At 72.2% G+C, this 25,150-nt stretch carries 19 protein-coding genes and 1 pseudogene; 13 read left to right on the top strand and 7 right to left on the bottom strand.

Annotated elements, in window-relative coordinates:
- Nucleotides 1-22 precede the first annotated feature (22 nt).
- On the bottom strand, nucleotides 23-2,788 hold the full coding sequence (locus B7R87_RS30760) for an AAA family ATPase (RefSeq protein ID WP_130584787.1): 2,766 nt from the start codon (nucleotides 2,786-2,788) through the stop codon (nucleotides 23-25).
- Between the two features lie 280 nt (nucleotides 2,789-3,068).
- Between B7R87_RS30760 and B7R87_RS30765 the strand changes: the two genes are divergently transcribed.
- A complete protein-coding gene (locus B7R87_RS30765) occupies nucleotides 3,069-3,902 on the top strand; it encodes an alpha/beta fold hydrolase (RefSeq protein ID WP_040912990.1) in 834 nt (277 codons plus the stop codon).
- Nucleotides 3,903-4,510: 608 nt separating this feature from the next.
- Entirely contained in the window at nucleotides 4,511-5,458 is a 948-nt protein-coding gene (locus tag B7R87_RS30770; RefSeq protein WP_040912985.1) for a phosphotransferase, read from the top strand.
- Between the two features lie 337 nt (nucleotides 5,459-5,795).
- On the opposite strand, the gene B7R87_RS30775 is transcribed toward B7R87_RS30770, so the two are convergent.
- Nucleotides 5,796-6,428, bottom strand: coding sequence for a hypothetical protein (locus B7R87_RS30775; protein WP_006345092.1), 633 nt, complete (start codon nucleotides 6,426-6,428; stop codon nucleotides 5,796-5,798).
- A gap of 830 nt (nucleotides 6,429-7,258) precedes the next feature.
- Between B7R87_RS30775 and B7R87_RS30785 the strand changes: the two genes are divergently transcribed.
- Both B7R87_RS30785 and B7R87_RS30790 read left to right on the top strand, forming a co-directional pair.
- The gene (locus B7R87_RS30785; protein ID WP_157997823.1) at nucleotides 7,259-8,503 is read left to right on the top strand and encodes a DUF2716 domain-containing protein; all 1,245 of its coding nucleotides are present in this window, start codon (nucleotides 7,259-7,261) and stop codon (nucleotides 8,501-8,503) included.
- A gap of 48 nt (nucleotides 8,504-8,551) precedes the next feature.
- Nucleotides 8,552-8,650: pseudogene (locus B7R87_RS30790) on the top strand (IS5/IS1182 family transposase); the annotation flags it as partial.
- A 19-nt stretch (nucleotides 8,651-8,669) separates the two neighbouring features.
- Here B7R87_RS30790 and B7R87_RS30795 read toward each other — a convergent pair.
- Both B7R87_RS30795 and B7R87_RS33935 read right to left on the bottom strand, forming a co-directional pair.
- Nucleotides 8,670-9,038: a hypothetical protein gene (locus B7R87_RS30795; protein WP_006345089.1), complete on the bottom strand. Its 369-nt coding sequence runs from the start codon at nucleotides 9,036-9,038 to the stop codon at nucleotides 8,670-8,672.
- Nucleotides 9,039-9,279: 241 nt separating this feature from the next.
- Nucleotides 9,280-9,450 carry a helix-turn-helix domain-containing protein gene (locus B7R87_RS33935; protein WP_006345088.1) on the bottom strand — a complete coding sequence of 57 codons (171 nt, stop codon included), beginning with the start codon at nucleotides 9,448-9,450 and terminating at the stop codon, nucleotides 9,280-9,282.
- A gap of 653 nt (nucleotides 9,451-10,103) precedes the next feature.
- Between B7R87_RS33935 and panD the strand changes: the two genes are divergently transcribed.
- The 3 genes from panD to B7R87_RS30815 are packed head-to-tail and all read left to right on the top strand — an operon-like array spanning nucleotide 10,104 to nucleotide 11,624.
- Nucleotides 10,104-10,520 (top strand): aspartate 1-decarboxylase, encoded by a 417-nt coding sequence (panD, locus tag B7R87_RS30805; RefSeq protein WP_006345087.1) that lies wholly within the window; start codon nucleotides 10,104-10,106, stop codon nucleotides 10,518-10,520.
- A 36-nt stretch (nucleotides 10,521-10,556) separates the two neighbouring features.
- Entirely contained in the window at nucleotides 10,557-10,937 is a 381-nt protein-coding gene (locus B7R87_RS30810) for a GNAT family N-acetyltransferase (RefSeq protein ID WP_006345086.1), read from the top strand.
- Between the two features lie 57 nt (nucleotides 10,938-10,994).
- Nucleotides 10,995-11,624, top strand: coding sequence for an aspartate/glutamate racemase family protein (locus B7R87_RS30815; protein WP_130584788.1), 630 nt, complete (start codon nucleotides 10,995-10,997; stop codon nucleotides 11,622-11,624).
- 540 nt (nucleotides 11,625-12,164) lie between these two features.
- Here B7R87_RS30815 and gndA read toward each other — a convergent pair.
- Nucleotides 12,165-13,607, bottom strand: coding sequence for an NADP-dependent phosphogluconate dehydrogenase (gene gndA, locus B7R87_RS30820; RefSeq protein WP_006345084.1), 1,443 nt, complete (start codon nucleotides 13,605-13,607; stop codon nucleotides 12,165-12,167).
- 390 nt (nucleotides 13,608-13,997) lie between these two features.
- Here gndA and B7R87_RS30825 point away from each other — a divergent pair, with 390 nt between their 5' ends.
- Nucleotides 13,998-15,335, top strand: a complete 1,338-nt coding sequence (locus tag B7R87_RS30825; protein ID WP_040912982.1) for a transglycosylase family protein — start codon at nucleotides 13,998-14,000, stop codon at nucleotides 15,333-15,335.
- Here B7R87_RS30825 and B7R87_RS30830 read toward each other — a convergent pair.
- Nucleotides 15,237-16,535 (bottom strand): DMT family transporter, encoded by a 1,299-nt coding sequence (locus tag B7R87_RS30830; RefSeq protein WP_187144516.1) that lies wholly within the window; start codon nucleotides 16,533-16,535, stop codon nucleotides 15,237-15,239. The genes B7R87_RS30825 and B7R87_RS30830 overlap by 99 nt on opposite strands.
- Before the next feature lie 252 nt (nucleotides 16,536-16,787).
- Here B7R87_RS30830 and B7R87_RS30835 point away from each other — a divergent pair, with 252 nt between their 5' ends.
- From B7R87_RS30835 to B7R87_RS33265, 3 genes are all read left to right on the top strand, one after another.
- Complete coding sequence (locus B7R87_RS30835) at nucleotides 16,788-17,516, top strand: (2Fe-2S)-binding protein (RefSeq protein ID WP_130584789.1); 729 nt, start codon at nucleotides 16,788-16,790, stop codon at nucleotides 17,514-17,516.
- 234 nt (nucleotides 17,517-17,750) lie between these two features.
- Nucleotides 17,751-19,217, top strand: coding sequence for an SDR family NAD(P)-dependent oxidoreductase (locus tag B7R87_RS30840; protein WP_006345080.1), 1,467 nt, complete (start codon nucleotides 17,751-17,753; stop codon nucleotides 19,215-19,217).
- A gap of 458 nt (nucleotides 19,218-19,675) precedes the next feature.
- Complete coding sequence (locus B7R87_RS33265; protein ID WP_006345079.1) at nucleotides 19,676-19,849, top strand: hypothetical protein; 174 nt, start codon at nucleotides 19,676-19,678, stop codon at nucleotides 19,847-19,849.
- A gap of 75 nt (nucleotides 19,850-19,924) precedes the next feature.
- On the opposite strand, the gene B7R87_RS30845 is transcribed toward B7R87_RS33265, so the two are convergent.
- Nucleotides 19,925-21,337, bottom strand: a complete 1,413-nt coding sequence (locus B7R87_RS30845; protein WP_006345078.1) for a lipase maturation factor family protein — start codon at nucleotides 21,335-21,337, stop codon at nucleotides 19,925-19,927.
- Between the two features lie 406 nt (nucleotides 21,338-21,743).
- On the opposite strand from B7R87_RS30845, the gene B7R87_RS30850 reads away from it, so the two are divergent.
- Together B7R87_RS30850 and B7R87_RS30855 are read left to right on the top strand one after the other, a co-directional pair.
- Entirely contained in the window at nucleotides 21,744-22,868 is a 1,125-nt protein-coding gene (locus B7R87_RS30850) for a DUF6777 domain-containing protein (RefSeq protein ID WP_130584790.1), read from the top strand.
- Between the two features lie 100 nt (nucleotides 22,869-22,968).
- Nucleotides 22,969-25,089 carry a SpoIIE family protein phosphatase gene (locus B7R87_RS30855; RefSeq protein WP_045852738.1) on the top strand — a complete coding sequence of 707 codons (2,121 nt, stop codon included), beginning with the start codon at nucleotides 22,969-22,971 and terminating at the stop codon, nucleotides 25,087-25,089.
- Nucleotides 25,090-25,150 lie beyond the last annotated feature (61 nt).

The following is a 25,150-nucleotide window of genomic DNA, read 5'->3' on the forward strand; positions in this document are numbered from 1 at the left end:
GCAGGCCGCCCTGCGCGGGGTGTCACCCGCCGACGTCGAGCGCGGTCAGCGCGTCGCGCAGGGCGGCCCGCGTGGTGATCCCGAGCTTCGGGTAGACCTGGTACAGATGGGCGCCGACGGTCCGGTGGGACAGGTAGAGGCGCTCGCCGATCTGCTTGTTGGTCAGGCCGGACGCCGCCAGTCGCGCGATCTCCAGCTCCTGCGGGGTGAGCAGCGACCGGGTGGCCTGCGGCCGGGTCGGCCGGCCGGCCGCGCGCAGCTCCTTGCGGGCCCGCTCCGCCCAGGGAAGTGCACCGAGCCGGTCGAAGGCGTCCGCGGCGGTGGCCAGTGGTTCGCGTGCCTCGCCCTTCGCGCCCGTACGCCGTAACCGTTCTCCGAACGCCAGCCGGATCCGTGCCGCTTCGAACACCCAGCGGTCCACCCCCGGCGCCGCGAGCGCCTGCCGGAAGTGGGCGATGGCCTCCTCGTCCGGGGTGCACAGGCCGGCCGCTCCCGACACGAGCATCGCGTAACGGTCGGACAGCCGGGCGATCCCCAGCTCCCGCAGGGTTCGTACGTGGGCAGCGGCCTCGGTGTCGCGGCCCGTGCGCACCGCTGCCTCGACCAGGTCGTACGCGCCCCACAGCGCGTGCGCCGTATAGGGGGCCAGGGTCCCGGCCGGAGTGAGCGCGGTGGCGTGGCGGTAGGCGGACTCGTAGTCGCCGCTGCCCACGTGGACCAGGGTGCGCGCCTGGTGGGCGAAGGCCACCGCCCCGCCGGCGCCGCGGCGCGTGGCCCAGCTCAGCATCCGGCCGGCGAGGGCGTCACCGGCCTCCGTCTCGCCGCGTGCGCCGTGCAGCAGCACCTGGTTGTACTGGAAGTACCACGAGAAGAAGGGGTACCCGGCCTCGCACAGCGCAGCCCCCTCGGTGACCAGTTGCTGTGCCTCCTCCCACTCGCCGGTCAGGAAGTCCTCCATGCACAGGTGCATGAGGGCGCCGAGATGGCGGCGGACCGGGCCGACGCCCTGGCGGCCGGAGTTCACCAGAGCCCAGAGCCGGTCCTTCAGCTCGCCGACCCGGTCGAGGTAGACGGTCGCCGTCGCGCCGCGTACGAGCACGGTCGGGTCCGGGGTACGGCGCAGGAGCTCGCGGACCCCGTCGAGGCAGGCCAGGGCCTCGACGCCGGTGCGCGCCGGGTCGGGGAACGTCCTCGCCGCGAGCGCCAGCACCGGCGGCGGGGCGGGGGTGAGCCGGCCCACGATGTCGGTGAACGGAGCCCACAGCTCGGCCCGGCCGCTCCACCAGCAGACCAGCTGGAGGGTGTGCAGCGCGTCGATCAGAGCGGGGTCGCCGGCATCGTAGCCGGGTCCTGCCGCCTCGATCGCACCGGCCAGCAGCCGGTACGCGGTGGTGAGATCGGCCTCGGTGTTCACCAGGATGTACACCGCCGCCGCGGCGGCGTGCAGGGCGCCGCTGCCGCCGGCATCCGCGCTCTGCGACCGGCGAAGCAGCTCCGAGGCGTGGGCGACGTCACCGGTCGCCTCGGCGCCGAGATACGCGGCCTCGGCCAGCCGCCGTCCGCGGTCGCCGGCGTCCGGGCTCAGGTCGGCAGCCCGGACGAGGCAGCGGACGGCGCCAGCCGCGTCCCCGCGTCGCACCGCCGCGTGCCCGGCGTCCTGCAGCAGCCGCGCCACCTCCTCGTCCGGCGCGATCGCGGCTTCGGCCAGATGCCAGGCCCGCCGCTCGGGCCGGTCCGCCACAACAGAGGCCAGCGCCTGATGGGCGGCGTGGCGTTCGGGCAGGGTGGCGGCCTCGACGGCCGCGGAGCGGATCAGCGGGTGCAGGAACGTCAGGCGTCGCGTCGCGGAGTCGATCCGAACGAGACGGGCGTGCTCGACGGCGGTCAGCGCGGACGCGTCCTTCCCGGCGGCGGCATGCAGGACTCCGAGATCGCCGGTGCCGTCCAGGGCGGCGAGCAGCAGCACGCGGCGCCCGGCCTCCGAGAGGGCGCCGACGCGTCCGGCGAACAAGTGTCGCAGCCGCTCGCCCAGCGGCAGCAGCTCCGGCAGCTCCTCCCTCGCGGCCCGCTGCGCTCCCGTCAGCTCCGCCGACAGCTCCAGCAGGGCCAGCGGGTTACCGCGGGACTCGGCGACCACGCGCGCCCTGACCCTGGCCGCCATGGCCGGGTCACGGGCGGAGAGCAGCAGGTGCGCCGAGTCGTCGTCCAGCGGCCCCAGTTCGTACTCCTCAAGACCGCCGTGGTCGAAGACGCTCGCCAGGCCGGTCCGCGAGGTGGCGAGGAAGGCGATCCGGCTGCCGTGGAGGCGGCGGGAGAGGACCCCGAGGACCACGGCGCTGGCCCGGTCCAGCCAGGGCAGGTCGTCGACGATCAGGAGGAGCGGCGCTGCGGCCGCGGCCTGCCGCAGCAGGGCCAGGGTGGCGTTGACCAGCAGCAGCCGGTCCGGGGCGGGGCCGGTGGCGAAGCCGAGGGCGACCGAGAGGGCTTCGCGGTACGCGGACGGCAGCCGCTCGGCTTCGTCCAGCACGGGTGTGAGGAGCTGGTGCAGTCCGGCGAACGGGATGTCCGCCTCGAACTCGACGCCGTCGGCGCGCAGCACCCGCGTACCGGCCTGGGCCACCGCGTCGGCCACGGCGTCGAGCAGCGTCGTCTTGCCGACACCGGCCTCCCCGACCACGTGCAGCCCCCTGCTGCGGCCGGATTCGGTCCCGAAGAACTCGCACACCCACCGCACGTCCTGGATCCGGCCGACGATCTGCGATCCCCGGCTCCTTGCCCCGCTGTTCATCACTCCTGCATCACTCCAGCCTCCTCCGGGCCCGGCCGTGCCCGCCGCCGGTTCCCGCCCGGGTGCGGTGGGCCGCGGCTGCATGGGCCAGGGTGCCCGGCCGTACTCCGGCATCGCACCCGTAGGTGTCCCTGGCCGCACCCCCGGGTCCGCCCGGCGGATCCTGGTCGATCACAGTCGGATGACCGATGTCACCGCCGCCGGGCACCGGACAGGCTGGACGCGTGGCGGGCGCCCCCGCCCGTTCCCGTACGACCGGACCTCCGCCGGAGGGATCGCCATGCCCTACATCACGATCAGCCACGCGACCAGCGCCGTGGTCGACCTCTACTACGAGAACCAGGGGACCGGACAGCCCGCGGTCCTGATCCACGGGTACCCGCTCGACGGCCGCAGCTGGGACCGGCAGGTCCCGGCGCTACTGGCGGCCGGCTACCGGGTGATCACCTACGACCGCCGGGGATTCGGACGCTCCTCGCACCCGGTGGACGGCTACGACTACGACACCTTCGCGGCCGACCTGGACGCGGTCCTGGTCCACCTGGAACTGACCCAAGCCGTCCTGGTCGGCCATGCGACGGGCACCGGCGAGATAGCGCGCTACCTGGCCACCCACGGCTCGGCGCGGGTGGCCAGGGCGGTCTTCGTGGCGTCGCTGCCCCCGTTCCTCCTGCGGACCGACCGGACACCCCACGGCTTCGAGCTGTCGTACTTCGACGCACTGATCGCCAGGGCCCGCCAGGACCGGCACGCGTATCTCGCGGAGCTGTGCCACCTCCTGCTCGAAGGCGACGAGCACGTCGCCGAGCCGCCCGGCCCCGGGACCCGGGCCAGGCTCCGGGAGATGGCCGCCGCCGCGTCTCCGCGAGCCTGCGCGGCGGTCATCCCGACCTGGATCACCGACTTCCGCGCCGACATCGCCGCGATCGACGTGCCGGTGCTGATCGTCCACGGCACCCGCGACCGGTTCATGCCGATCGACGCGACCGCCAGACAGCTGCGCGCACTCCTGCCGCGGGCGTCCTACACGGAAATCGCGGGCGCGCCACACGGGCTGCTGTGGACGCATGCCGAGGAGGTCAACCGGATCGTGCTGGCCTTCCTGGCACGCTGAACCGACGCGAGCCGGGGACGCGGACGGCACGGTGGCGCTTCGGTCCATGGCGCGGGTGCTTCTGTCTCGGGGGGTCTGGGGGGTCCGGGGGGAACGCATCCAGTCGGGGCCGACCTCGGCGAGCCGGTGGGGGCGGCTGTCCGGACGGGGCGGGAGTCGGCGCAGGAGGCGGCCGCGCAGCCGGAGGGCTGCTGTCGCGAGCCGCCGGTCGCGCGGGGTGGGGCGGGGAGCATGTCGGCGGCGATGTCCACGGATGCCGCGGCCAGCCGACGGCTGCTCCCGGTGGCGGCGAAGTGTTTCTCCTCGTGATCGGCCACGTGCTCGACTTCCTCGCCCCTCTTGGTCCCCACGACGGCCTCCGGTACTGGGCCGTGGTCGCCGCAGCGAAATGGCCCGGCCCTCTGGTTGAGGCCTTTCTCCGGGAGTGCGCAGCCAGCCCCCGCGCCGACGTGGCCCGTGCGGCGGCCTCGTCCCTGCAGGGCAGACAACAGGCCCTCTCCCTGGCTCCGGGGCCCGTACGAAAGTGAACTCGGCTGTCCGGGCGTGCGGGTCGGCCGGTGGTGATATCCGCTGGACAGTGCGGCCGGGCCGACGACAGGATCTCTTCCATGTCGAGTCACCCCGGTTCCCGTGCCGAACACGCCCTCGCCCTTGCCGTCGAGGCCGGTCGAGAGCTCGGCCTGCGTGCCGACCGGCCTCGCGTTCTCCACGACGTTTTCAGTGTTCTGGTGCACCTCGCACCGGAGCCCGTCGTGGTGCGCGTTCCTGCGCTCGCCGTGGGTACGGCGGCCGAACTCAGGGAGAGACAGCAGCGGGAGCTCGCCGTCACGGGCTGGCTGGCCGACACCGGGTTTCCTGTCGTCGGCCCCAGTCCCCTTGTGCCCCGTGAACCGGTCGGGGCCGGCGGAACGAGTCTGACGTTCTGGGAGTACGTCACCGAGATCGAGCCGCTCCGCGACCTTCTGCAGGGTGACCCCGGGACGCTGACGGACCGTTTCACCGAGCAGACCGGCTGGACGGCCGAGTTGCACGCCGCCCTCGCCCACTACCCCGGCGAGCTGCCCGTCCTATCTCCCCTGGTCCCGGCCATCGGCCTCGCCCTCGCCGAGCTCCGGAGCGAACCGCAGGCGCTCACCCCCGCCGACCTCGACCGTGCCGACCGCGAATACACCGTCCTCGAAGCGCTCGTCGCCGAGTTCCCGGCCCGGTTCCCGCAGGCCCGGCTCCAGTCGTTGCACGGTGACTCACCCGCATATAACCTGCTGCGCACCGCGGACGGCCACCGCTTTGCGGATTTCGAGGACGTCACGGTCGGCCCTGTCGAGTGGGACCTGACCTTCACCGGACCGCGCGCTATCGAGGTGTACGAGCGGGCGAGCGGAACTCGCGTCGACCGAACACTTCTGGACCTCATGGAAGGGGCCCGTCTGCTCCAGGGACTGTCGGCCCTGACGGTCGTCCCCAAGGTGCCCGAGCTGGGCCCGATGCTGGCCCCCTTGATCGACCAGTGGCGGGCCCGCAAGCCGCTGGAGCTCCACCACAGAAAGTCTTCCTGACGGGCACTGACGGACGCACTCGTCGCGAGGACGGGCGGGCTCAGCGGCTGGTCCCAGGCGCGGCGCAGCAGCAGACCGGTAGCGGCAGGTTGCCGGAGCACGGCCAGTCGGCGGGGCGCAGGCGAGCGGCGTGAGACGGGGCCCGGGGGGCAGGTACTACAACATCGGAGACTCCGCCGAGATCACCAACACGTCAGACAACTCCATGAGCAAATCGGATACTGAAGTCGAATGCGTGATGTCGGTCAGCTATGTGTGATCAGGGGGTGTCCTGGTCCCAGCTGCCACTCGGTCCATGACTACACCCACTACGTAGACCTCAACGTCTGGTTCCGCACTACCTCTGACGGGTCAGCATCCTCGGTCGTAGATCGCCCACAGCCACGGTTCCCTGACGGCGGGCATCCGCGCGAGGCGTGCACCGGAACGCCTCCCTGGACGGCTGGAACGGGTACCACGAGTGCGACGGCAGCGGGTCGTCCCGCTCCATACCTGTCGGGAGCCCGCCGACCACCGGCAGCCGGGTCCGGTGTGGCGGGAAGGCGAGCTCGGCCCAGAGCGCGGCATCCATAGGTACCGGCACCGCCCCGGCATGCGGCTGCCACATGTCTCCGGTCTGCGGATGGACCGGCATCAGCACCAAGTCAGTGGCCGGCTCGCCGAACCCCGGTCCCGCCAGGTCCAGCCGCTTCGCACCTTCCCCGGTGGGCAGCAGCGCGCCGAGTGCCCGGCCGAGGAGCTCCGCGACCGGCCCGGGCACCACCTCGACCGGAGCGTCTCCGGCGGCCACCACCACCTGGGCGAGAGCCACGCCCGCCGGGATGTCCCGGTACTCGCTCAGCCGGTGCCACAGCGCGCCGGTCGCCAGCAGCTCCGCCCAGTCCATGACCGGCCGCTCCGGCGGGCCGGGCAGCCGCACTACCGCCTGCGGGACGAGCCGGACGACCTGCCAGCACCCGCAGTCGTCCATTCTCGTTCCGACCGGAAGATCACAGCCCAGGCAGGCAAGTTCGGCCCTTCCCTCCTCCTGGAGGAACAGCCCAGGGTAGGAGGACAAGACGCATTCGGCCAGCGGGGGTGCTCAGAAGCCCGCCGGAGTGGGCGGTGGTCCTCTGCGGCGACGAGAAGGACCAGACCGCTCGCAGCCGATGCTGCCGGGGGCGCCCGAACGGCGCACGCACAACTGCCTGCGGCACGGCATCACCATCACGTTCGCAGTGTTCAACGACGCCGACGGAACGGTGATCAGCGAACTCTGCCACCAGCACGGGGCCGGTGGAGTTCGAGAGAACCCTGACTGCGATGGACAAGGCCGTGATCGCTGCCGGTTCGCCGGACGAGCCCGGCCGGCTCCTGCGCGGAAACACGAACGTGCCGCTCCCCGTTCTCCGTCTTCACCACGATCTCGAGCATGCGCAGACTCTGACGCACCCCCTGACAGCAGATGTCCCGGGACCCGCGGCGCAGCTCCATGCGACACCCGGGCAGCCCGGGTCCCCCGCAGAGGTCTGATCTCCTATCTCGGGCGGCCCGGAGCCGTGAGGCATGTGAGGATCAAGGCCGGTGAGCCCACAGGCCTTACAAATATCCCAGGGATCGTGAAGCACGGCCGGGCGTCAAACGATTCGTCCGAAACGCTTGGAATGCCGGTGCGGAGAGTTTCGACCGAAGCGCTTCCGCTCTGGCCAGTGCTGCTACCGACCAACCGGCCGGACGAGAGCCGCACCGCGCTCGGCGTCCCTGACATATTCGATGGCGTCGCGGGAACCGCAGTGCTTGAATGCCGCGGTGGTTATGAACGTGGGGGAACTGCTGGCAGCGTACGATCGCAGGCTGCGTAGCCCCGATTCGGCGCATCCGCGATTCGGCACCGTGGTCGAGCGGATCGGACCGGTGACTCTCACGCACTACGGCACCCACTGCATCGTCGATCACCCCGCCCTGGACGCCTCGATCTCGACCGCGCAGCTTGTTCTGCAAGTGCAGCAGTGCGCGGCTGCGCGTGTGGAACCTGTGGAGTGGCGCGTGTTCGCCCACGACACAGAAGCGTCACGGTTGACGGCCTCGCTGGAAGCGGCGGGTTTCACCGCAGGATGGGAGCGCAGTGTCCTGGTCGGCGAAGTGGCCGAGCTCGACTTCCCCCAGCCGCAGCCGGAGTGGGGAATTGAATCGGTCCGGTGGGACGAGGCGCAGGCGCAGCAGGCGCTCGACCTCTCCGCCGGCTCCGGGCCGCACCGGGTCCCGCTGTCGGTTTGGCATGCGATGGGCTCGATCCCGTACTGGGACGTCGATGTCCGCGTGCTGACTCACCGCGGAAGGGTTGCCGCGGCGTGCTGGCTGGAGCCCATTCGGGGCACCGGGTTCGCTGCTGTCGGGGGCATGACCGCTTCACGTGCCGAACTGCTCGCCAAGCTGCCGTTGTGGCGGTTCCAGCCGCCCGGGAAGGGGTTCCTGGTCGCCGAGGCCGACGGGCAGCTGCGCAGTGCCCTTGTGGGCGTTGGGTTTCGGGACGTCACGATGGTCCGGTCCCACCGCTGGACCCCGCCAGGCGAGCCCGCTGCGGCCCCGCCCGCGAGGCATTCTCTCCACGACGCCGAGTCCGGACGGATAGCGCGTCGCGGCGAGGCTCGCATCGGCTTTGACTACGCCAGCGGGAGCGGACGGTATACGGCGCCGGTCGACTCGCGCCGCTGGTTCTACGGCATGCTTGACCGCGGCGCTCCGGCGATCTCAGCCGCCGAAGGCGTCATCGAGCGCGGCCTGCGTGCCTGCGTCCGGCCCGGTGAATGGGTCTACAAGTGCCGTCCATATCTCAACGGCTGGAAGTTCGATCCGCACCGCGTTGGCGGCCCGGGGCAGCCGCCCTGGCCGGGCAGCGCTATCGCCGACGGCGAGTTCCAGTTCCTCGTCACCGCGGACGCCCGACTCGGCACGTTCGCCCACTACGCCGAACAAGCCCTCGTCGTCTTCGGAGACGATCTCATCGAGCGCGTCGCCAATGACTTGGACGAACTGCTCGGCGACGGAGTCTGGACCTTCGGTTGAGCAATCGGAGGACGCCCCCGTCACCGATTTCTCACGAATTTCCAGAAATGGAACATCCTGCGGGACTGCCGCCTCAAGGGCAGCGGCGTTCACCAGGCCATGCTCGGCATCGCCCAACTACACAACCTGGCTCTCACCAGTCCGTGATCATCTCAGCAGAGTGCCGTCAGGTGCCGTGAGACGGCGGTTCGATGGCCAGGACCGGGAGACCGCGCTCCTGAGGCCACCCAGGTCGCCATCGACTGAGCCATTCGTCGAAGTCTTCCCGCAAGAAATGGCGATCGACCGGCTTCAGTCGACCCTGGGGCCTTTCATCGACCCACCAGACCTCAAACTCAGTCTCGGTGCCCTCAGCCGGCCACCTAGCGGCATCCTCCGGCAGCAACAGCACGTCGACGAAGCCGCCGACGGCAAGCCCGATGTCAACGAAGACGCCGATCGTGCCCGGCCTCGGTATCCGGACCACCCTTCCGAAAACACACTGCCCGAAGTGCAGTCGACGACGTATCTCCTCCCACTCCACCATGTTCATCATCAGGACACCCTCCCGGACGCCGACCTCTTACGGGACAACCTTCAGCAATCCGTACGAGGTGCAGCTGGAGTCTTGACCGTCGAACCGCTGGAACACGGTGCCCAGGTGGTCCAGCAGAGGCCACAGCGCCGGGACGTGAGTAACGTCCTCGAACGGGTGCGTCGTCATTTTCGGAATGCTGTCATTTTGCGTGCAGGTCCGCAGCGATTTTGGTTGATGCGGGCCTGGCTGGCGACCGGCGCTAATGGATCTTTTGCTGCTCCAGCCACTTGAAGACCTCGGTCTTCTTGTAGAGGACCTTCGCGTTCCTTCCTCTGCCGAGCTTGTAACCCTTCAGGCCGAGCTTGGAGGCCTCCTTGTACACCCAACTCGTGGACATATTCAGCAGGGTTGCCACCTCGGACGTGTCCATGAGCACGGGTTCGACGGCGCGCCTCCCGTGAGGTACCTCTGCTGTGGTGCTTGTACTGCCGAGAGGCGTCTGCGGATTTATGGGCAAGGATCTCCTTCGGTTTTGCGGCTTCGCCGACCCGGAATGGAGCAGCCTGCAGCCCGCAGGCGGCGGAAGAGGCGGGTGTTACCCAGCGGGCGCCCTGTCGTCATGCGGGCTCCGGAAATGGTCACGAGAATCCCCGGTTTGGCTAACCGGGGACTTGCCGTTATGTTGCTCCGCCCTTCGGGTCCAGTGATTGTCGTGGCGATCCGAGGGCAGCGTCATCGGGGGGTGGGGGGACCGCGTCCCAGAGCTGAGGCCGCCGCCAGTAGCCCCGGCGCGTGCAGGCCGGCGACCTGCTTGCGTGGCTCCGGTCACAGTGACGGTGGTCCTGGACGGCTGCCGAGGGGCGTTGCGTAGGCTGGCGTCGTCGTCCTGCCGAGGGAGTGGGTGAGGCTGCTCGGCCCCTCTGAAGTCAGCTGACGGTGAGTCAGGAAAGTCGGCAATTGGTCAGCATCAGTCCTCAAGAAACATGGGGAAAGCTGACCAGGCTTGCGACTCGTTGTAGGATGGGAAAACTGCACTTGACCTGCAAAAACGCAGGCAGGGAGCAAGATCCAGGAGTACACTCGATGATGCGCACCATGTTCAAGTCCAAGATCCACCGAGCCACCGTGACCCACGCCGACCTGCACTACGTCGGGTCCGTCACCATCGACGCGGACCTCATGGAGGCCGCCGATCTGCTGCCCGGCGAGCTGGTGCACATCGTCGACATCACCAACGGTGCGCGGCTGGAGACCTACGTCATCGAGGGGCGGCGCGGCTCCGGAACGATCGGGATCAACGGTGCGGCGGCCCATCTGGTGAACCCCGGTGACCTGGTCATCCTCATCAGCTACGCCCAGGTGGACGATGCGGAGGCGCGGGCACTCGTCCCCCGCGTCGTGCACGTCGGCGCCGACAACCGCATCGTGGAGCTGGGTACCGACGCCGGGGCGCCCGTGCCGGGAAGCCGGACCGAGCGCAGTCCCGGTGCCGTCGGCTGAACATCCGTCCGGAGCACGGTCCGAAGGAGCGGTGACATGAGTACGGAGCCGGAGCACGAGCCGTGGGAGTCCGACCTGCGCGACGACCGCGAGCGGGGGCTCCTGGAGGCGTATCCGCCCGGGGGCGCACCCGTCGCGGGCCGGATCGCCTACTTCGTCCTCGACGGGCCGGCCGGACCCGCCGCCCTGGTCGCCGTGCACACGGTGGTCGAGCCTGAGCATGGCGGCCGGGGGCTGGCCGGGGCTCTGGTCAGGGAGTTCTACACGATCGCGGAGCGTGAGGGCGTGGCGGTCGTACCGCTGTGCCCGTACGCCGCGCGGTGGGCCGAACGGCATCCTCAGGAAGCGCCCCCGGCCCCCGCTCCGCTGATCGCCGCGGCCGAGGCCGAACTGCGGAACGACCCCGACCGCTGGTGAGCCGTCCGGCCGCCCCGGACCGTTCGCCGCGGACGACGCCCGCCTAGGGTGGTGATCATGCTCGCACTGCTGCACACCTCGCCCGTTCACCCGCCGGTCTTCGACGCCCTGCGCGACCGTGACCACCCGGGGGTCGAGCTGCGCCATCTGGTCCACGAGGACCTGCTGGAGCGGGCCGTCGCCGAAGGTCCCGACGCGGTGGCCGGGGACGTGGCCGCGGTGGTGGAGCGGGCCGTCGCGGACGGGGCCCGGGCGGTGCTGTGCACCTGCTCCACGATCGGCGCCGCCGCCGAGGCGAGCGCGGCCCGGCACGGGGTGCCGGTCCTGCGGGTCGATCGGCCGATGGCCGCCGAGGCCGCCGCCCGCGGCCGGGTCGTGGTGCTCGCCGCCCTGGAGAGCACCCTGGCGCCCACGGAGGCGCTGATCCGGGCGGAGGCCGCGGGCCGCCCCCTGGAGCTGCGGAGCGTGCTGGTCCCCGGCGCCTGGGAGCTGTTCCTGGCCGGGGACACGGACGGTTATCTCGACGCCGTTGCCCGGGCGGCGGATGCCGTGACGGATACCGGGGTGATCGTCCTGGCCCAGGCGTCCATGGCCCCGGCGGCACTGCGGACGTCCACCGCCGTGCCCGTGCTCTCCAGCCCCCGCCCGGGGCTGCGCGCCGGGGTGGCGGCCTGCGCCGGGCGCTAGGTCGTCTCTTTCGGATCTTGCCGGGCTCGCGTGCCTACCCCGGCCACCGCTGGGGGTGCCCCCGGCCACGCCCTCCCCCTGTGCCCTTCGGGCACGGGCGGGGGTCCCCCCGGGCGGTAGCCCAGGGGGAGTGCCCCCACGCCGCGTTGTCGTCAGTCGCCTACGGCCCCCTACGCCCACGGGCGTGGGTGGTGCCCCCACTCGCTGATCCGGCCTGATCCGAAAGAAACTCCCTAGCCGCGTACGGGCCCGGCGGGCGCCCGGGCCCGTCCGGCGGGACAGTGGAAACGCAGCACCCCGGACCCGGGAGGACCGTATGACCCAGCCCCCTGTACCCCCGTCGCCGATTCCCCAGCCCGGCACGCCGGGGCCCGATCCGGGCCCGCTGCCCGGGCCCGTACCGACGCCGCAGCCGCCGCCGGTCCCGCCGGATCCGGTCACCCCGCCCGGACCCGACCCGGACCCGGGGCCCCAGCCGGAGCCGCGCCCCGTGCCGGGACCGGCCTGAGACGCGGGAGACGGCGCCTGCCGCCGGGGCGGTCAGTCCGCCGCCACCTCCGAGCGGTCCCCGCCCCACAGCGTGTGGAACGCGCCGGGGCGGTCGGTGCGCCGGTAGGTGTGCGCGCCGAAGAAGTCCCGCTGCCCCTGGGTGAGGGCCGCCGGGAGCCGTTCGGCCCGCAGGGCGTCGTAGTACGCCAGGGACGCCGAGAAGCCCGGTGTCGGCACGCCCTCCCGGGCCGCTGTCGCCACGACGTCCCGCCAGTCGTCCTGCGCCCCGCCGATCTCCTCCGCGAACTGCCGGTCCGACAGCAGGCTGGGCAGTCCGGGCCGGGTGTCGTACGCCTCCCGGATCCGGTCCAGGAAGTCCGCCCGGATGATGCAGCCCGCCCGCCAGATCGCGGCGACCGACCCGAGGTCGACGTTCCAGCCGTACTCCTCGCTGCCCGCCGCGATCTGGTGGAACCCCTGGGTGTACGAGACGATCTTCGACGCGTACAGGGCCTGCTCCACCCGGGCCGCGAACCGGTCCGCCTCCGCCTCGTCGAGCGGGCGCGGCACGGGACCCGGCAGCCCGCGGGAGGCTTCGCGCAGCGCCGTATGGCCCGAGACCGACCGGGCGAAGACCGCCTCGGCGATTCCGGAGACCGGCACTCCGAGGTCCAGCGCGATCTGCACGGTCCAGCGCCCGGTGCCCTTCTGCTCGGCCCGGTCCGCCACGACGTCCACGAACGGACGCCCGGTCGCCGCGTCCGTATGCGCCAGCACCTCCGCGGTGATGCCGATCAGATAGGAGTCCAGCCGGCCGCGGTTCCACTCCCGGAAGGTCTCCGCGATCCGGGCGGGGGAGTAGCCCGCGACCGACCGGAGCAGGTCGTACGCCTCGGCGATGAGCTGCATATCCGCGTACTCGATGCCGTTGTGCACCATCTTGACGAAGTGTCCGGCGCCGTCGGGGCCGATATGCGCCACGGTCGGCGCGCCGTCGGGGGCCTTCGCCGCGATCCGCTCCAGGAGCGGGCCGAGTGAGGCGTACGACTCCACCGAACCGCCCGGCATGATGCTGGGGCCGTGCAGGGCGCCCTCCTCGCCGCCCGAGATGCCGGTGCCGACGAAGTGGATACCGCGCTCCCGCAGCTCCCGCTCCCTGCGGCGGGTGTCGGCAAAGTGCGCGTTGCCGCCGTCGATGATCACATCGCCCTCCTCCAGGAGCGGCACGAACTCCTGGATCACCGCGTCCGTGGCCTCCCCCGCCTTGACCATGATCACCAGTCGTCGGGGCCGTTCGAGCGCGGCGACGAACTCCTCGGGGGACTCCGCCGGGACGAACGAGCCCTCGTCGCCGAACTCCTCCACCAGCGCCCGGGTCTTCGCCGCCGTCCGGTTGTGCACCGCGACGGTGAAGCCGTTGCGGGCGAAATTGCGGGCGAGATTGCGGCCCATCACCGCAAGGCCCGTGACGCCGATCTGGGCGGTACCGCTCATAAGAGAACTCCTGGATCCGTTGGTGCGTGCCGTGGTGCGCGCCTGGTGTGTGCCCGGTGTGTGCCGAAGATCACCGGGCGCGTTTTTCCTGCTGGTATCCGGTCGGTTTCGGTTGGTCGGCCGTACTGCGGCGGGCCCTGCCGCTCACCCGTCATCAATTCCGGGAACGAGCCGAAATTTCCCGCCGGGCCCGGATTTTCGCCCCGATGGCGCGCCTGGAACGCAAGATTCCGGAGGCGGCGTCCGCCCCCTCTGTCGTTGTGCGCGGTACCTGAGCCCTTGTCACGGCCCGAGCCCAGCGCCTAGGTTGCCGCTTGGTACGTGACCGTTCCGTGATCTACCGTTCGTGATCGTCGTTCAGTTCTGCCTGCAACCAGGGGGAGTCACTCCATGGCCGCAACCGGTCGCCACCGTCGTCAACAGCCGAGCCGAATCAACCGCGCATCGCTGACGGTCACCGCGAGCGGTGCCGGAATGGCCCTGCCGCTGATCGCCGCCGGAACCGGGCAGGCGGCCTCGGTGGACGTCTGGGAGAAGGTCGCCGCCTGCGAGTCGGCCAACAACTGGCGGATCAACACCAACAACGGCTACTACGGCGGACTGCAGTTCAGCCAGTCCACCTGGGAGGCGTTCGGCGGCCGCGACTACGCGCCCCGTGCCGACCTCGCCAGCAAGGAGCAGCAGATCGCGGTCGCCGAGCGGGTGCTGGACGCCCAGGGCCCCGGCGCCTGGCCGAGCTGCTCCCAGAAGGCCGGACTCACCCGCGGCGGCGACGCACCCGACGTATCGCCGGAGCGCCGCGGCGGCGACCAGCCGGGCGCGGCGGCACAGGGCGGCCGGGCCGCCGCCGAGTCCGTACGGAAGGCCGCGACGCCCCAGCGGACCGCCCCGAAGCAGCAGAAGGCCACCCCGACGACGGTCCCCACCCAGCGCGAGGGCTACACGGTGGCCCGCGGCGACTCCCTGTCCAGGATCGCGGACACCAAGAACGTCCAGGGCGGCTGGCCCAAGCTGTACGAGCAGAACCGCTCCACCGTCGGCTCGGACCCCGATCTGATCATGCCCGGCCAGCGGCTCGTCATCCGGATGGCGGCCCCCGCCAAGCAGGCGCCCGCGAAGGAGCGGGCCGCCGAACCGCGCAAGGCACCCGCCAAGGCGAACCCCCCGCAGACCCGCAAGCAGGCCCCCGCGAAGCCGGCCGCCGAGCCGCGGACCAAGGACACCCGCGCCGAGCGGCCCGCCGCGAAGCCCGCCAAATCCGCCAAGGCGCAGCAGCCGCAGCGCTCCCAGCAGCAGACCCGGAAGCAGGCGGCGCCCGCCCGGGCCGGTCTGAGCGCCCCCGTCGACGGCTCCGTCGGTACGGCCTACCGCAAGTCCGGCTCCGCCTGGTCGAGCGGCTACCACACCGGCATCGACTTCCCCGTCGCCACCGGGACCTCGGTGAAGTCCGTCGCCAACGGTCTGGTGATCTCGGCGGGCTGGGCCGGTGCCTACGGCTACCAGGTCGTCGTCCGGCACAACGACGGCCGCTACAGCCAGTACGCCCATCTCTCCGCGCTCACCGTGCGCTCCGGCCAGCAGGTCGCGAGCGGCCAGCGCATCGGCCGATCCGGCTCCACCGGCAACAGCTCAGGGCCGCATCTGCACTTCGAGGTCCGAACCGGGCCGGGGTACGGCACCGACATCGACCCCGTGGCCTACCTCAGGTCCGGCGGCGTCTCGCTCTGACAGGGACGCCCCCGCCGCGCCCGCCCGCTGCTCCGGCGGAGCAGCGGGCGCAGCCGTGCCCGCACGGCGCGTCCGGCGGTGGTCCGCCGGCGAGCCGTGCGACGTGCGCCGGGTCCGGTGGCAGGCGGTGCGAAACCTGTGCCGCCCGGCGCCGCCCGCCGCGGCCGGTCCGTACGCCCCGTGCCCGCCCGCGCCGGGCCGTCCCTCGGCCGTACCGCGGACCCGTCCGTCCACCCCGCCGCTCTCCCCGGTGGTCCCGGTGTCGGTGTCCGTGTCGGCGGCCCTGTCGCGGGGCGCGTCCGGGCCATCCGCAACCGCTGTGTCCGCAGAGCTTGCGTCGCTTCCGGCCTCCACACGGCGACGGGACGCCGCCAGCCGCTCCGACGTCAGCAGCACCAGCCCGGTCGCCGCCACCGCACCGAAACCGAGCGCCAGCACCGTACCGAAGACACCGCCGCGGAAGCTCTCGCCGAACATCGTCAGCCCCACCGCCGTCGCCACCACCGGATTCACCACGGTCACCGTGGCCAGCGGTGCCGCCAGGCCCGCGCCCCGGTACGAAGCCTGCGACAGCAGCAGCCCACCGGTGGCGAGCACGGCGACCGCGATCAGGCTCGACCACTGGGCGAGCGGAGCCGACCACTCCCAGTCCATCGCCACGGTCTTGGTGAACACCGAGCCGATCCCGAACGCGACCCCCGCGGCGGTGGCCAGCAGCACACTCCGCAGCACCGGCCGGTTGATCGTCTGCGCCACCAGGAACACCATGGCGATCGTCCCGAACGTCACCGCCGCAAGCACCCCCCGCTGCCCCGTGCCCAGGGACGAGGACGCGGTGTTCCCGGCGTCACCGCTCAGCGCCAGCAGACCCGCCAGCCCCACCGTCGCCACCAGCGCCCCGCGCCATGCGGCGGCCCCGGCCCGGCGGCGGACGAAGACCGCGGCCATCGGCAGCGCGAACACGATCGTCAGCGCGCCGAGCGGCTGCACCACGCTCAGCGGCCCGTAGGCCAGGGCTATGACATGCAGCAGGGCGCCGAGCCCGTTCAGGGCGACGGCACCCCACCACACGGCGTGCTGGAGCGGCGCATACGTACCGGCGGGGGTTGTCGCCGCGACGCGCTCCTGAACGATCGCCCCGGCCGCGTAGGCGACCGCGGAGACCAGGGACAGCAGCACGGCGAGCAGAAGGGGACTCATAGAGATCACGATCCCTCTGATTCGACGCCCCGTCGTCGTCCTGGAGCACTCAATTACTCGTACTACCGACGGAGTACGAGCGTAGGCCGAAAGTCTGAGGAATGTCGTTTACGCAGGTCAGTAAGGAGCCCCTGGGTGGAGACCGAAGGGCGGGAAAGCTGTTTCCCCGGCTTCTCCCGGTACTCCCCGGCGGCCCGGCCGGGCAGAGCGCATACGGTGGGCGCACGAGCGCATACGGAAGGGCGGGGCGGAATGAGCGGGGGAGCGGGGCCGGCGGCCGAGGTGGACGCCATCGGGGGCTTCTTCGCCCTGCGCACGGGCACACAGCACACCGTCCCCGCCGACGGCCCGGCGGCCACGCTCGCCGCCGTCTACGCGGGCGACGACGGCCCCCTGGACCGGCGGATCGACCGGGTCGCCGCCCGGCTCGGCATCGAGGAGCGCCGCGTCGCCGCCTCCATCGCCCACCTCGGTCTCGCCGCCCGGCTCTGGTCCGTCGCCCTCGGCCACGCCGCCCTGCACGGCACCCTGCCCGCCCTGCACCCCGCCGACCTGCGGTGGAGCCCCGACCACTCGTCCCCCGACGATCTCCTGCTGACCGATCCGCACTCCCTGCCCGCCTCCGTCGAGACGATCCGGCGGACCGTGCAGGACGGCCATCTCGTCCCCCTCGCCGCGGCGCTCCGGCGCTCCACCCGCATCTCCCCGGGGCTGCTCCGCGGCAACGCGGGCTCCGCACTCGCCGGGGCCGTCCGCGAGATCGACACCTGGGCCGCCCGCACCGGCCGCCCGGAGGCCGCGGCCCGGGCCCGTGACCTCGCCGGAGAACTCTTCGCCCGCCCCGGCCTCGCGGGCACCGTCCACGGCCCGCGGATGCGCCGCCGGAGCTGCTGCCTCTACTACCGGGCGGGCGGCGGTCTCTGCGGGGACTGCGTCTTCGACACACCGCCCGCGGCCGCCCGGCCCACGGGATCCGGCTGAACCGGGGCCCTTCCGGCAGGCGCCGCGCGGGGCCGCGGAACACACCGCGCGGGACGCCGCGTCCGCCCACGCGCGTGCACTGCCCCCGCGGGCCGGAGCCCGGCCCCGGCCCCGGTCCGGGAGGACCTCATTTGGCCCCTCCCCGTCCGCTCAGTACAGTTGCGCTTTTGGAACCCCCGGGCGTGATCAGCCGGCACCGCCCCAGCGCCCCGCGATCAAGGAATGGCACAGCTCATGACGGTGACAGAGGACAGCCCCGCGGTAACCGGACCCGGGATCGACCCGGAGCGGCTGGCCATCTGCCTGAGCGTGCTCGACGAACTGGACGAGCTGGACGTCGACCACCCCGACGCCATCACCGTCCGCCGGGCGACCGCCGGTATCTACCGCACGGTCAAGCAGCGCAGGCGCCAGGAGCGCCGCGCCGCCAAGACCGCCCACGACAAGACCGTCACCGAGGCGACCGCCACCGGCTCCGCCGACCGGATCGACGACGAGACCGAGGGCCTGCTGCCGTCCTCCTCCACGCAGGGACAGCTGGCGGGCATACTCAAGCGCCCCCGGTCCTGCTATGTCTGCAAGGCCCGCTATGTCGAGGTCGACGCCTTCTACCACCAGCTCTGCCCGTCCTGCGCGACGGAGAACCGGGCCCGCCGCGACGCCCGCACCGATCTGACCGGCAAGCGCGCGCTCCTCACCGGCGGCCGCGCCAAGATCGGTATGTACATCGCGCTCCGCCTGCTCCGCGACGGCGCCCACACCACGATCACCACCCGGTTCCCGAACGACGCCGTCCGCCGCTTCAAGGCCATGCCCGACAGCGACGAGTGGATCCACCGGCTGAAGATCGTCGGTATCGACCTCCGGGACCCGGCCCAGGTCGTGGCACTCGCCGACTCGGTGGCCGCCGAGGGGCCGCTGGACATCCTGATCAACAACGCGGCGCAGACCGTCCGCCGCTCGCCCGCGGCCTACCGGGAGCTGGTGGCCGCCGAATCCGCCCCGCTGCCCGCGGGCGCCCTGCCCGCCGCCGAGATCATCGGCGCCTTCGGCAGCGGTGCCGTGGACGCGGTCGCCGCCCTGCCGAGGGCCGGTGGCGAGGGCCTGACCGCCGACGACGTCACCGGGCTGGCCCTGGTGTCGGGCTCGGCGACCCCGGCCCGGATCGAAGCCGGTACGGCTATCGACGCCGGTGGCCTCGTCCCCGACCTCGACCCCAGCAACAGCTGGATCCAGACCGTTTCCGAGGTCGGCCCGGTGGAACTCCTTGAGGTGCAGCTCTGCAACTCCACCGCCCCGTTCATCCTGATCAGCAAGTTGCGCCCGGCGATGGCCGCGTCGGCCGCCCGCCGGACGTACATCGTCAACGTCTCCGCGATGGAGGGCGTGTTCAACCGCGGCTACAAGGGCGCCGGGCACCCGCACACCAATATGGCGAAGGCGGCGCTCAACATGCTCACCCGCACCAGCGCGGAGGAGATGTTCGCCGGCGACCGGATCCTGATGACGGCCGTCGACACCGGCTGGATCACCGACGAGCGCCCGCACCCGGACAAGATGCGACTGGCCGAGGAGGGTTTCCACGCCCCGCTCGACCTGGTCGACGGTGCCGCCCGGGTCTACGACCCGATCGTGCGCGGCGAAGCGGGCGAGGACCTGTACGGCTGCTTCCTCAAGGACTACGCGCCCGGTAAGTGGTAGGACGCGCCGCGGCGGCAGGCCGCGGCAACGAAGACCGGGCCCGGGGGCAGCGCTCCCGGGCCCGGGCCGTCCCGTCGCCCGGACACCGCCGATTTCCGGCGGTTCGCCGAACCCCGGCCGACAGCACCCGGGAACCCGGCCCCCGTCACTCCATCAGCAGAGGGCACCCGCGACCCCTCTCGTCACGGAGGCCGGACGGCTTTCGCCGCTTCCCGCCGCGGTCCACGGCCGCCCGCCCCGGCCCGCGACGGCCGGAATACAACGGAATTTCCGGCCCCATCGAGCATGAGCCCGCTCATGTGGTTACTCTGATGGGCACGGACGCCACCAAGAGGATCCACAAACAGCCTTCCGGCCGTCCTGGGACACGTCTGCAACCAGGCTGCGGTCCCGCCCGAAAGCCGGCGCCACCGCGACCGAATCGCCTGTCCCTGTTACGCGACGCAGAGGAGTTCGCGGTGACACCTGAAGTCAAGCAGCACGAGACGCGCCCCCCGGATCGCACCCGTGAGCGGGCCGCCCGCAAGGAGAAGCTCGGCAGTCTGGACGTCTGGGCCCGGTCGGCCCCGATCCGGCTGGCGGGGTACGAGGACGACCTCGCCGAACCGCATATCCTGCCCGGTATCGACTGACCCGACCGGTCGTGGACGACACCCGTGCCCCCGCCGTCCGGCGGGGGCACGGGCGTTCCACGAACCTTCCGGACCTCAGCCGTCCAACCGCGTCGGCGGCCAGAACTCCCGCGGCCGGTCCCGGTGCCACCGGGCCCCGGTCTCCCGCCGCTCCTTCCGGCCGGTGAACCGGTAGCGCATGATCCGGGCCCGTACGTACGTCGGCGGGGCACCGTCGAAGGGATCGGACCGCAGCAGCCTCAAGGTGTCCCGGTCGGCCGTCAGCAGACGTTCCATCAGCGGCCCGAACCAGTCGCGGGCATACGCGGGGGAGAGCGCGGCGAACCACATCAGCCAGTCCAGCCGCAGATGGTACGGGGCGAACTGCCGCGGCAGCCGGTGCGGATCGGTGGGCTTGCCCCGGAACTCGTACTCCCGCCACACCGTTTCCGGCCCGATGGCCGGCGCGTCCGTGCCCTCGACCACCACCTCCCGGCGCACCCGGCCCACCGTCCCGAACGCACCGTAGGAGTTCACCAGGTGCAGCGGATCCCAGCTGGTGTTCATGCGCTGGCGGCGGGAGAGCAGATTCCGCGCCGGAAGCCAACTGCGCCAGAGGACCAGTGCCGTGACCGCGGTGACGACGACCGCGAACCACGGCGGAGTCCCGGGCGACGGGGACTCCGCGGACGAGAGGTACGAGAAGTCCACGGCGGAGAGCGCGAGGGCGATCGTCAGCCAGTTGAGCCAGGCGAAGTTCCCGGAGAGCACCAGCCACAGCTGGGTGGCGACGATCAGCCCCGCCGCCACCGTCGCCACCGGCTGAGGGGCGAACAGCCCGAACGGCACCACGAGCTGGACGACATGATTCGCCGCGGTCTCCACCCGGTGCAGCGGGCGCGGCAGCAGATGGAAGAGCCGGCTCAGCGGTCCCGGCATCGGCTGGGTCTCGTGGTGGTAGTACAGACACGTCAGATCCCGCCAGCAGGGGTCCCCGCGCATTTTGATCAGCCCGGCGCCGAACTCCACCCGGAACAGCACCCAGCGCAGCAGGAACAGCACCAGCACCGGCGGCGCGGTCCGCTCGTTGCCGAGGAAGACGGCGAGGAAACCCGTCTCCAGCAGCAGCGACTCCCAGCCGAAGCCGTACCAGACCTGCCCGACATTGACCACGGACAGATACAGCACCCACAGCACCGCCCACCACGCCATCGCCGCCGCCAGGGGCACGGTGTCCGCCGCCCCCGCGACCAGAGCCGCCGACAGCACCACCCCGGCCCAGGAACAGCAGGCGAACAGCCGGTCCGAATAGCGCAGCTGGAACAGGCTCGGCGCACGGCGGAACGGCACCCGCCGGACGTACGCGGGCACCGGCAGCATGCCCTTCTCGCCGATCAGCGCCCGGAACTGGAGCGCGGCGGTCAGAAAGGCGATCAGATAGACGGCGGCCAGGGCACGCTGGAAGACCAGCCGGCTCAGCCAGTAGCCACCGTCACCGAACCACTCCATCCCGTCCAGTATCCGGCCGCCCCGTCCGGCCCGGCACCCCCGGCTCGCCGGATTTCCCCGCGAGGCACGGCACGCCCCGGACGGCGGACGTACGCCCTGGGCAGATCACGCTGCTCCGAACGGGGACGTGCGCGGCGGACGGGGCGCCCGCCCCCTCCCGCGGGGTCCGGAAGCCGCCCCCGGACCACCGTCTGACCAGCACCGCCACCACCCGCCCCGCCCCCGGGGCCGGATCGTTCCCGTCCCTCTCCCGGCCGAGCCCGGGCGCCCTGATGAACGCGTTCAAGTCGCGGTGAGGGCGTTGATCCGGAAGAAAGGGTGCACAGGCCCGGGGACCGCGTCCCCGGCGCCGGCCACAGGAACGGACCCCGGGGAACGGGCGGGGGCGGAGAGGCGGAAGCGGAAGATGTCCAAGCGTTCCGAACGCCGGCGCCGGGCCGGGCGCCGCCGGTGGCCCGCCGCGGTCGCCCTGCCCGCCGCCGTCTGCCTCGGCGCCCTCGCCTCCGGCTGCGGGGGCGGCAGCGGTCCCCAACCGGAGCGGGACGAGGAGGTCTACCTCCAGCCCGCGACCGAGCCGGGCCCCGACCCGTACACCGCCACCACCGCCCGGTCCCTGGCCACCCCCGTACCCGAACCGGTCGTGCCCGGCACCGGCGGCGGCGGTGCGCCGGAACGCGGCCACACCCTGCGGACCATGGGGGGCGCCACCCCGGGGCTGTACGGCGGAACGCAGTCCGTCGGCAGCTGCGACGTCGAACGGCAGATCACCCTGCTCCGCTCCGACCGGGCCAAGGCCCGTTCCTTCGCCGAGGACGCCCGGATCTCCGGCAAGGCCCTGCCGTCGTTCCTGCGCGGTCTCACCCCGGTCGTGCTGCGCGCCGACACCCGGGTCACCTCCCACGGCTACCGGGCGGGCGGCGGCGCGGTGCCCGCCCGGCAGGCGGTGCTCCAGGCGGGTACGGCCGTCCTGGTCGACGACCGCGGCGCCCCGAGAGTGCGCTGCGCCTCGGGCGCGCCGCTGTCGGACCCGGTGGCCGTCAAGGGCGGGGTGATCCAGAAGGGCGTCGCCTGGAACGGCTACCGCACGGACCGGGTGGTGGTGGTCAAGCGTGCCAACAGACCGCTGGAGAGCCTGGTGATCGTGGACGTCGCCGAGGACAGCTGGATCGACCGGAGAACCGGCACGGACGGTGAGCAGGACCGGCGCCCCGAGGTGCTGCCGCCGGTCACGCCCGACGACATCTACGCCTATCCGGCGGCCACCGGCCAGGAATCCCGTACCGAAGCGGAATCCCCCGACGGGCCTGCCGGATCCGGTACCCGCGACTCCGGCACCCCGGACACCGGCAGCCAGGACGTCCCCGACGCCGATGCGGAGCTGCCGGACGCCGAGCTGGACCCGCTCGACGGCACCGAACCGGACGGCGGCGACCTCCTCCTCGAAGAGGAGCCGCTCCCCGAAACGGACGATTTCCTCGACGCCTACGGCGGGGACGACGGGTATGCGGAGTCGGCCGGATTCCCGGGCTGACCGGCCCGGCCCCGAAACCAAACGCAACCAAACGAAATCAGCAAACCAGCAAAACCAGTAAACGGTCGAATAATCCGACAAATGATGGCAGAGTGGCTCCATGGTTGATCGGGCAGCGGGGGCGCCTGCGCTTCCCGACGACTGGCCGGCCGCCCCGGAGACGAGCCTGGCCCTGACCCGGATGGGCAGCTTCGACTGGGATCTGGCCAGCGGACTGATGCATCTGGACGGGCACGCGCATCTGGTGCTCGACCTGCCGGCCGAGGAGTACGACGGACGGCGGGCCAGCCTGATGGCCCTGATGCCCTCCGAGGAAGCCGCGCGCCTGGACGCCAGGGTCGCCCAGGCCCTCAAGAGCGGGCGGGACCACTACGGCGTCTACTTCCGTATCCGCCGCCGCGACGGCACCCTGCGCTGGACCCACTCCCAGGGCCGGGTGCGCCGGGACACCGACGGCCGGCCGGTACGGATCACCGGCATCGTCCGGGACGCCACGGCCGAACTCGCGGACTCCACCGCCCGGATCGCCGCCGACGCCGAACGCCGCTGGCAGACCAGCGTCGCCGAAGCCATCACCGCGGCGCTGGCCCACGCCCGGACCGTCCAGGACGTCATCGACGTCCTCAAGGACGTCCACGGTCTGGAGCTCTTCGGCGCGCGAAGCCTGGTGCTGGGGCTGCTGGAGCCCGGCGGCCGGATCCATCTCGTCGCCGAGGGGCCGCAGGAGGCCTTCGTCCCGGGCACCCGCTACACCCGCGTCGACGAGCAGTACCCGATGAGCGAGGTCATCCGCACCCTCGCACCCCGCTTCATCGAGGGCAGCGACGACTTCGCGGAGTCGTACCCGATCCTCTGGCCGCATATCGAACCCCTCGGCGTGGAGGCCGCCGCCTATCTTCCGCTGATCGCCCAGGGCCGTCCGATCGGCGCCTTCGGACTGCTCTACGCCGACCGCACCGGCTTCAACGCCGAGGAACGCAACCTCCTGGTCGCCATCGGCAGCACGCTGGCGCAGAGCGTGCAGCGGGCGGTGCTCTACGACCAGGAGCACGATCTGGCGGAAGGCCTCCAGCAGGCGATGCTGCCGCGCCGCATCCCCGATGTGCCGGGAGCCCAGATCGCCGTGCGCTACCGGTCCGCCCGCATCGGGCGGGACATCGGCGGCGACTGGTACGACGTCATCACCCTGCCCGGCGGCCGGGTCGGCGCCGTCATCGGGGACGTCCAGGGACACGACACGGACGCCGCGGCCGTCATGGGCCAGCTCCGTATCGTGCTGAGGGCGTACGCGGCCGAGGGCCACACCCCCGCGACAGTGATCGCCCGCGCCTCCGGCTTCCTCCATGAACTGGACACCGACCGGTTCGCGACCTGCCTGTACGCCGAGGCCGACCTGTCCACCGGAGTGGTCCAGGTGGTCCGGGCCGGCCATGTCGATCCGCTGCTGCGGGACACCGACGGCAGCTGCCGCAGGATCCCCGTGGACGGCGGGCTGCCGCTCGGACTCTCCGCCGAGTTCGGCCGGCTGGAGTATCCCGTCACCACCCTCGAACTCGACCCCGGCCAGACCCTCCTGCTCTACACCGACGGACTGGTGGAGCAGCCGGGCTCCGACCTCGACGACGGGATGCAACTGCTGACGGCACTGGTGCGCGGCGGCCCCCGGGACATCCAGCACCTCGCCGACCGGCTCTGCGAGGTCGTCGACGAACGCGGCGGGGAGGACGATGTCGCCCTGCTGCTGATGCGCCGCCGCGGCACCCTCACCCCGCGCTCCGGCGGACGGCTCCACCAGCCCGTCGCCCAGAACGATCCCGAAGCCCTGCGCTCCGCCCGCCGGATGGTCCGCTCGGCGGTCGTCGCCTGGGGCGCCGGGGTACGCGCCGACGAGATCGAACTCGTCGCCGACGAGCTGACCACCAACGCGCTGATGCACACCGACGGCGGGGCCGAAGTGACCGTACGGGTACTCGCAGGCCCGCAGCGGCGGCTCCGGGTCGAGGTCGAGGACGGTTCCAGCGCCCTGCCCCGGCGCCGCGAGGCGGGCGAGTCCGGGGTATCGGGCCGGGGACTCCTGCTGGTCGACCGGCTCGCGGACGCCTGGGGAGTGGAACCGCGCGGCAGCGGCAAATGCGTCTGGTGCGAGTTCACCGTCCCGGAACGCCCCGGACCGGGATCCGCTGGGCCGTCCGGCGGGACGGCGGGGGTCCCGCTCGGCTGATTCGGCCCGGCGGGGGCTTGTCGGCGCGGGGCGGGCCGGTCCCCAGGGGTTAGGGTGACGC

Source organism: Streptomyces tsukubensis, from assembly GCF_003932715.1.
GTDB classification, from domain to species: Bacteria; Actinomycetota; Actinomycetes; order Streptomycetales; family Streptomycetaceae; genus Streptomyces; species Streptomyces tsukubensis.

Coding starts and splice junctions, on each gene's coding strand:
- B7R87_RS30760 (WP_130584787.1), bottom strand. CDS start 2,788: ATGAACAGCGGGGCAAGGAGCCGGGGATCGCAGATCGTCGGCCGGATC.
- B7R87_RS30765 (WP_040912990.1), top strand. CDS start 3,069: ATGCCCTACATCACGATCAGCCACGCGACCAGCGCCGTGGTCGACCTC.
- B7R87_RS30770 (WP_040912985.1), top strand. CDS start 4,511: ATGTCGAGTCACCCCGGTTCCCGTGCCGAACACGCCCTCGCCCTTGCC.
- B7R87_RS30775 (WP_006345092.1), bottom strand. CDS start 6,428: ATGGACGACTGCGGGTGCTGGCAGGTCGTCCGGCTCGTCCCGCAGGCG.
- B7R87_RS30795 (WP_006345089.1), bottom strand. CDS start 9,038: ATGATGAACATGGTGGAGTGGGAGGAGATACGTCGTCGACTGCACTTC.
- B7R87_RS33935 (WP_006345088.1), bottom strand. CDS start 9,450: ATGGACACGTCCGAGGTGGCAACCCTGCTGAATATGTCCACGAGTTGG.
- panD (WP_006345087.1), top strand. CDS start 10,104: ATGATGCGCACCATGTTCAAGTCCAAGATCCACCGAGCCACCGTGACC.
- B7R87_RS30810 (WP_006345086.1), top strand. CDS start 10,557: ATGAGTACGGAGCCGGAGCACGAGCCGTGGGAGTCCGACCTGCGCGAC.
- B7R87_RS30815 (WP_130584788.1), top strand. CDS start 10,995: ATGCTCGCACTGCTGCACACCTCGCCCGTTCACCCGCCGGTCTTCGAC.
- gndA (WP_006345084.1), bottom strand. CDS start 13,607: ATGAGCGGTACCGCCCAGATCGGCGTCACGGGCCTTGCGGTGATGGGC.
- B7R87_RS30825 (WP_040912982.1), top strand. CDS start 13,998: ATGGCCGCAACCGGTCGCCACCGTCGTCAACAGCCGAGCCGAATCAAC.
- B7R87_RS30830 (WP_187144516.1), bottom strand. CDS start 16,535: ATGAGTCCCCTTCTGCTCGCCGTGCTGCTGTCCCTGGTCTCCGCGGTC.
- B7R87_RS30835 (WP_130584789.1), top strand. CDS start 16,788: ATGAGCGGGGGAGCGGGGCCGGCGGCCGAGGTGGACGCCATCGGGGGC.
- B7R87_RS30840 (WP_006345080.1), top strand. CDS start 17,751: ATGACGGTGACAGAGGACAGCCCCGCGGTAACCGGACCCGGGATCGAC.
- B7R87_RS30845 (WP_006345078.1), bottom strand. CDS start 21,337: ATGGAGTGGTTCGGTGACGGTGGCTACTGGCTGAGCCGGCTGGTCTTC.
- B7R87_RS30850 (WP_130584790.1), top strand. CDS start 21,744: ATGTCCAAGCGTTCCGAACGCCGGCGCCGGGCCGGGCGCCGCCGGTGG.
- B7R87_RS30855 (WP_045852738.1), top strand. CDS start 22,969: ATGGTTGATCGGGCAGCGGGGGCGCCTGCGCTTCCCGACGACTGGCCG.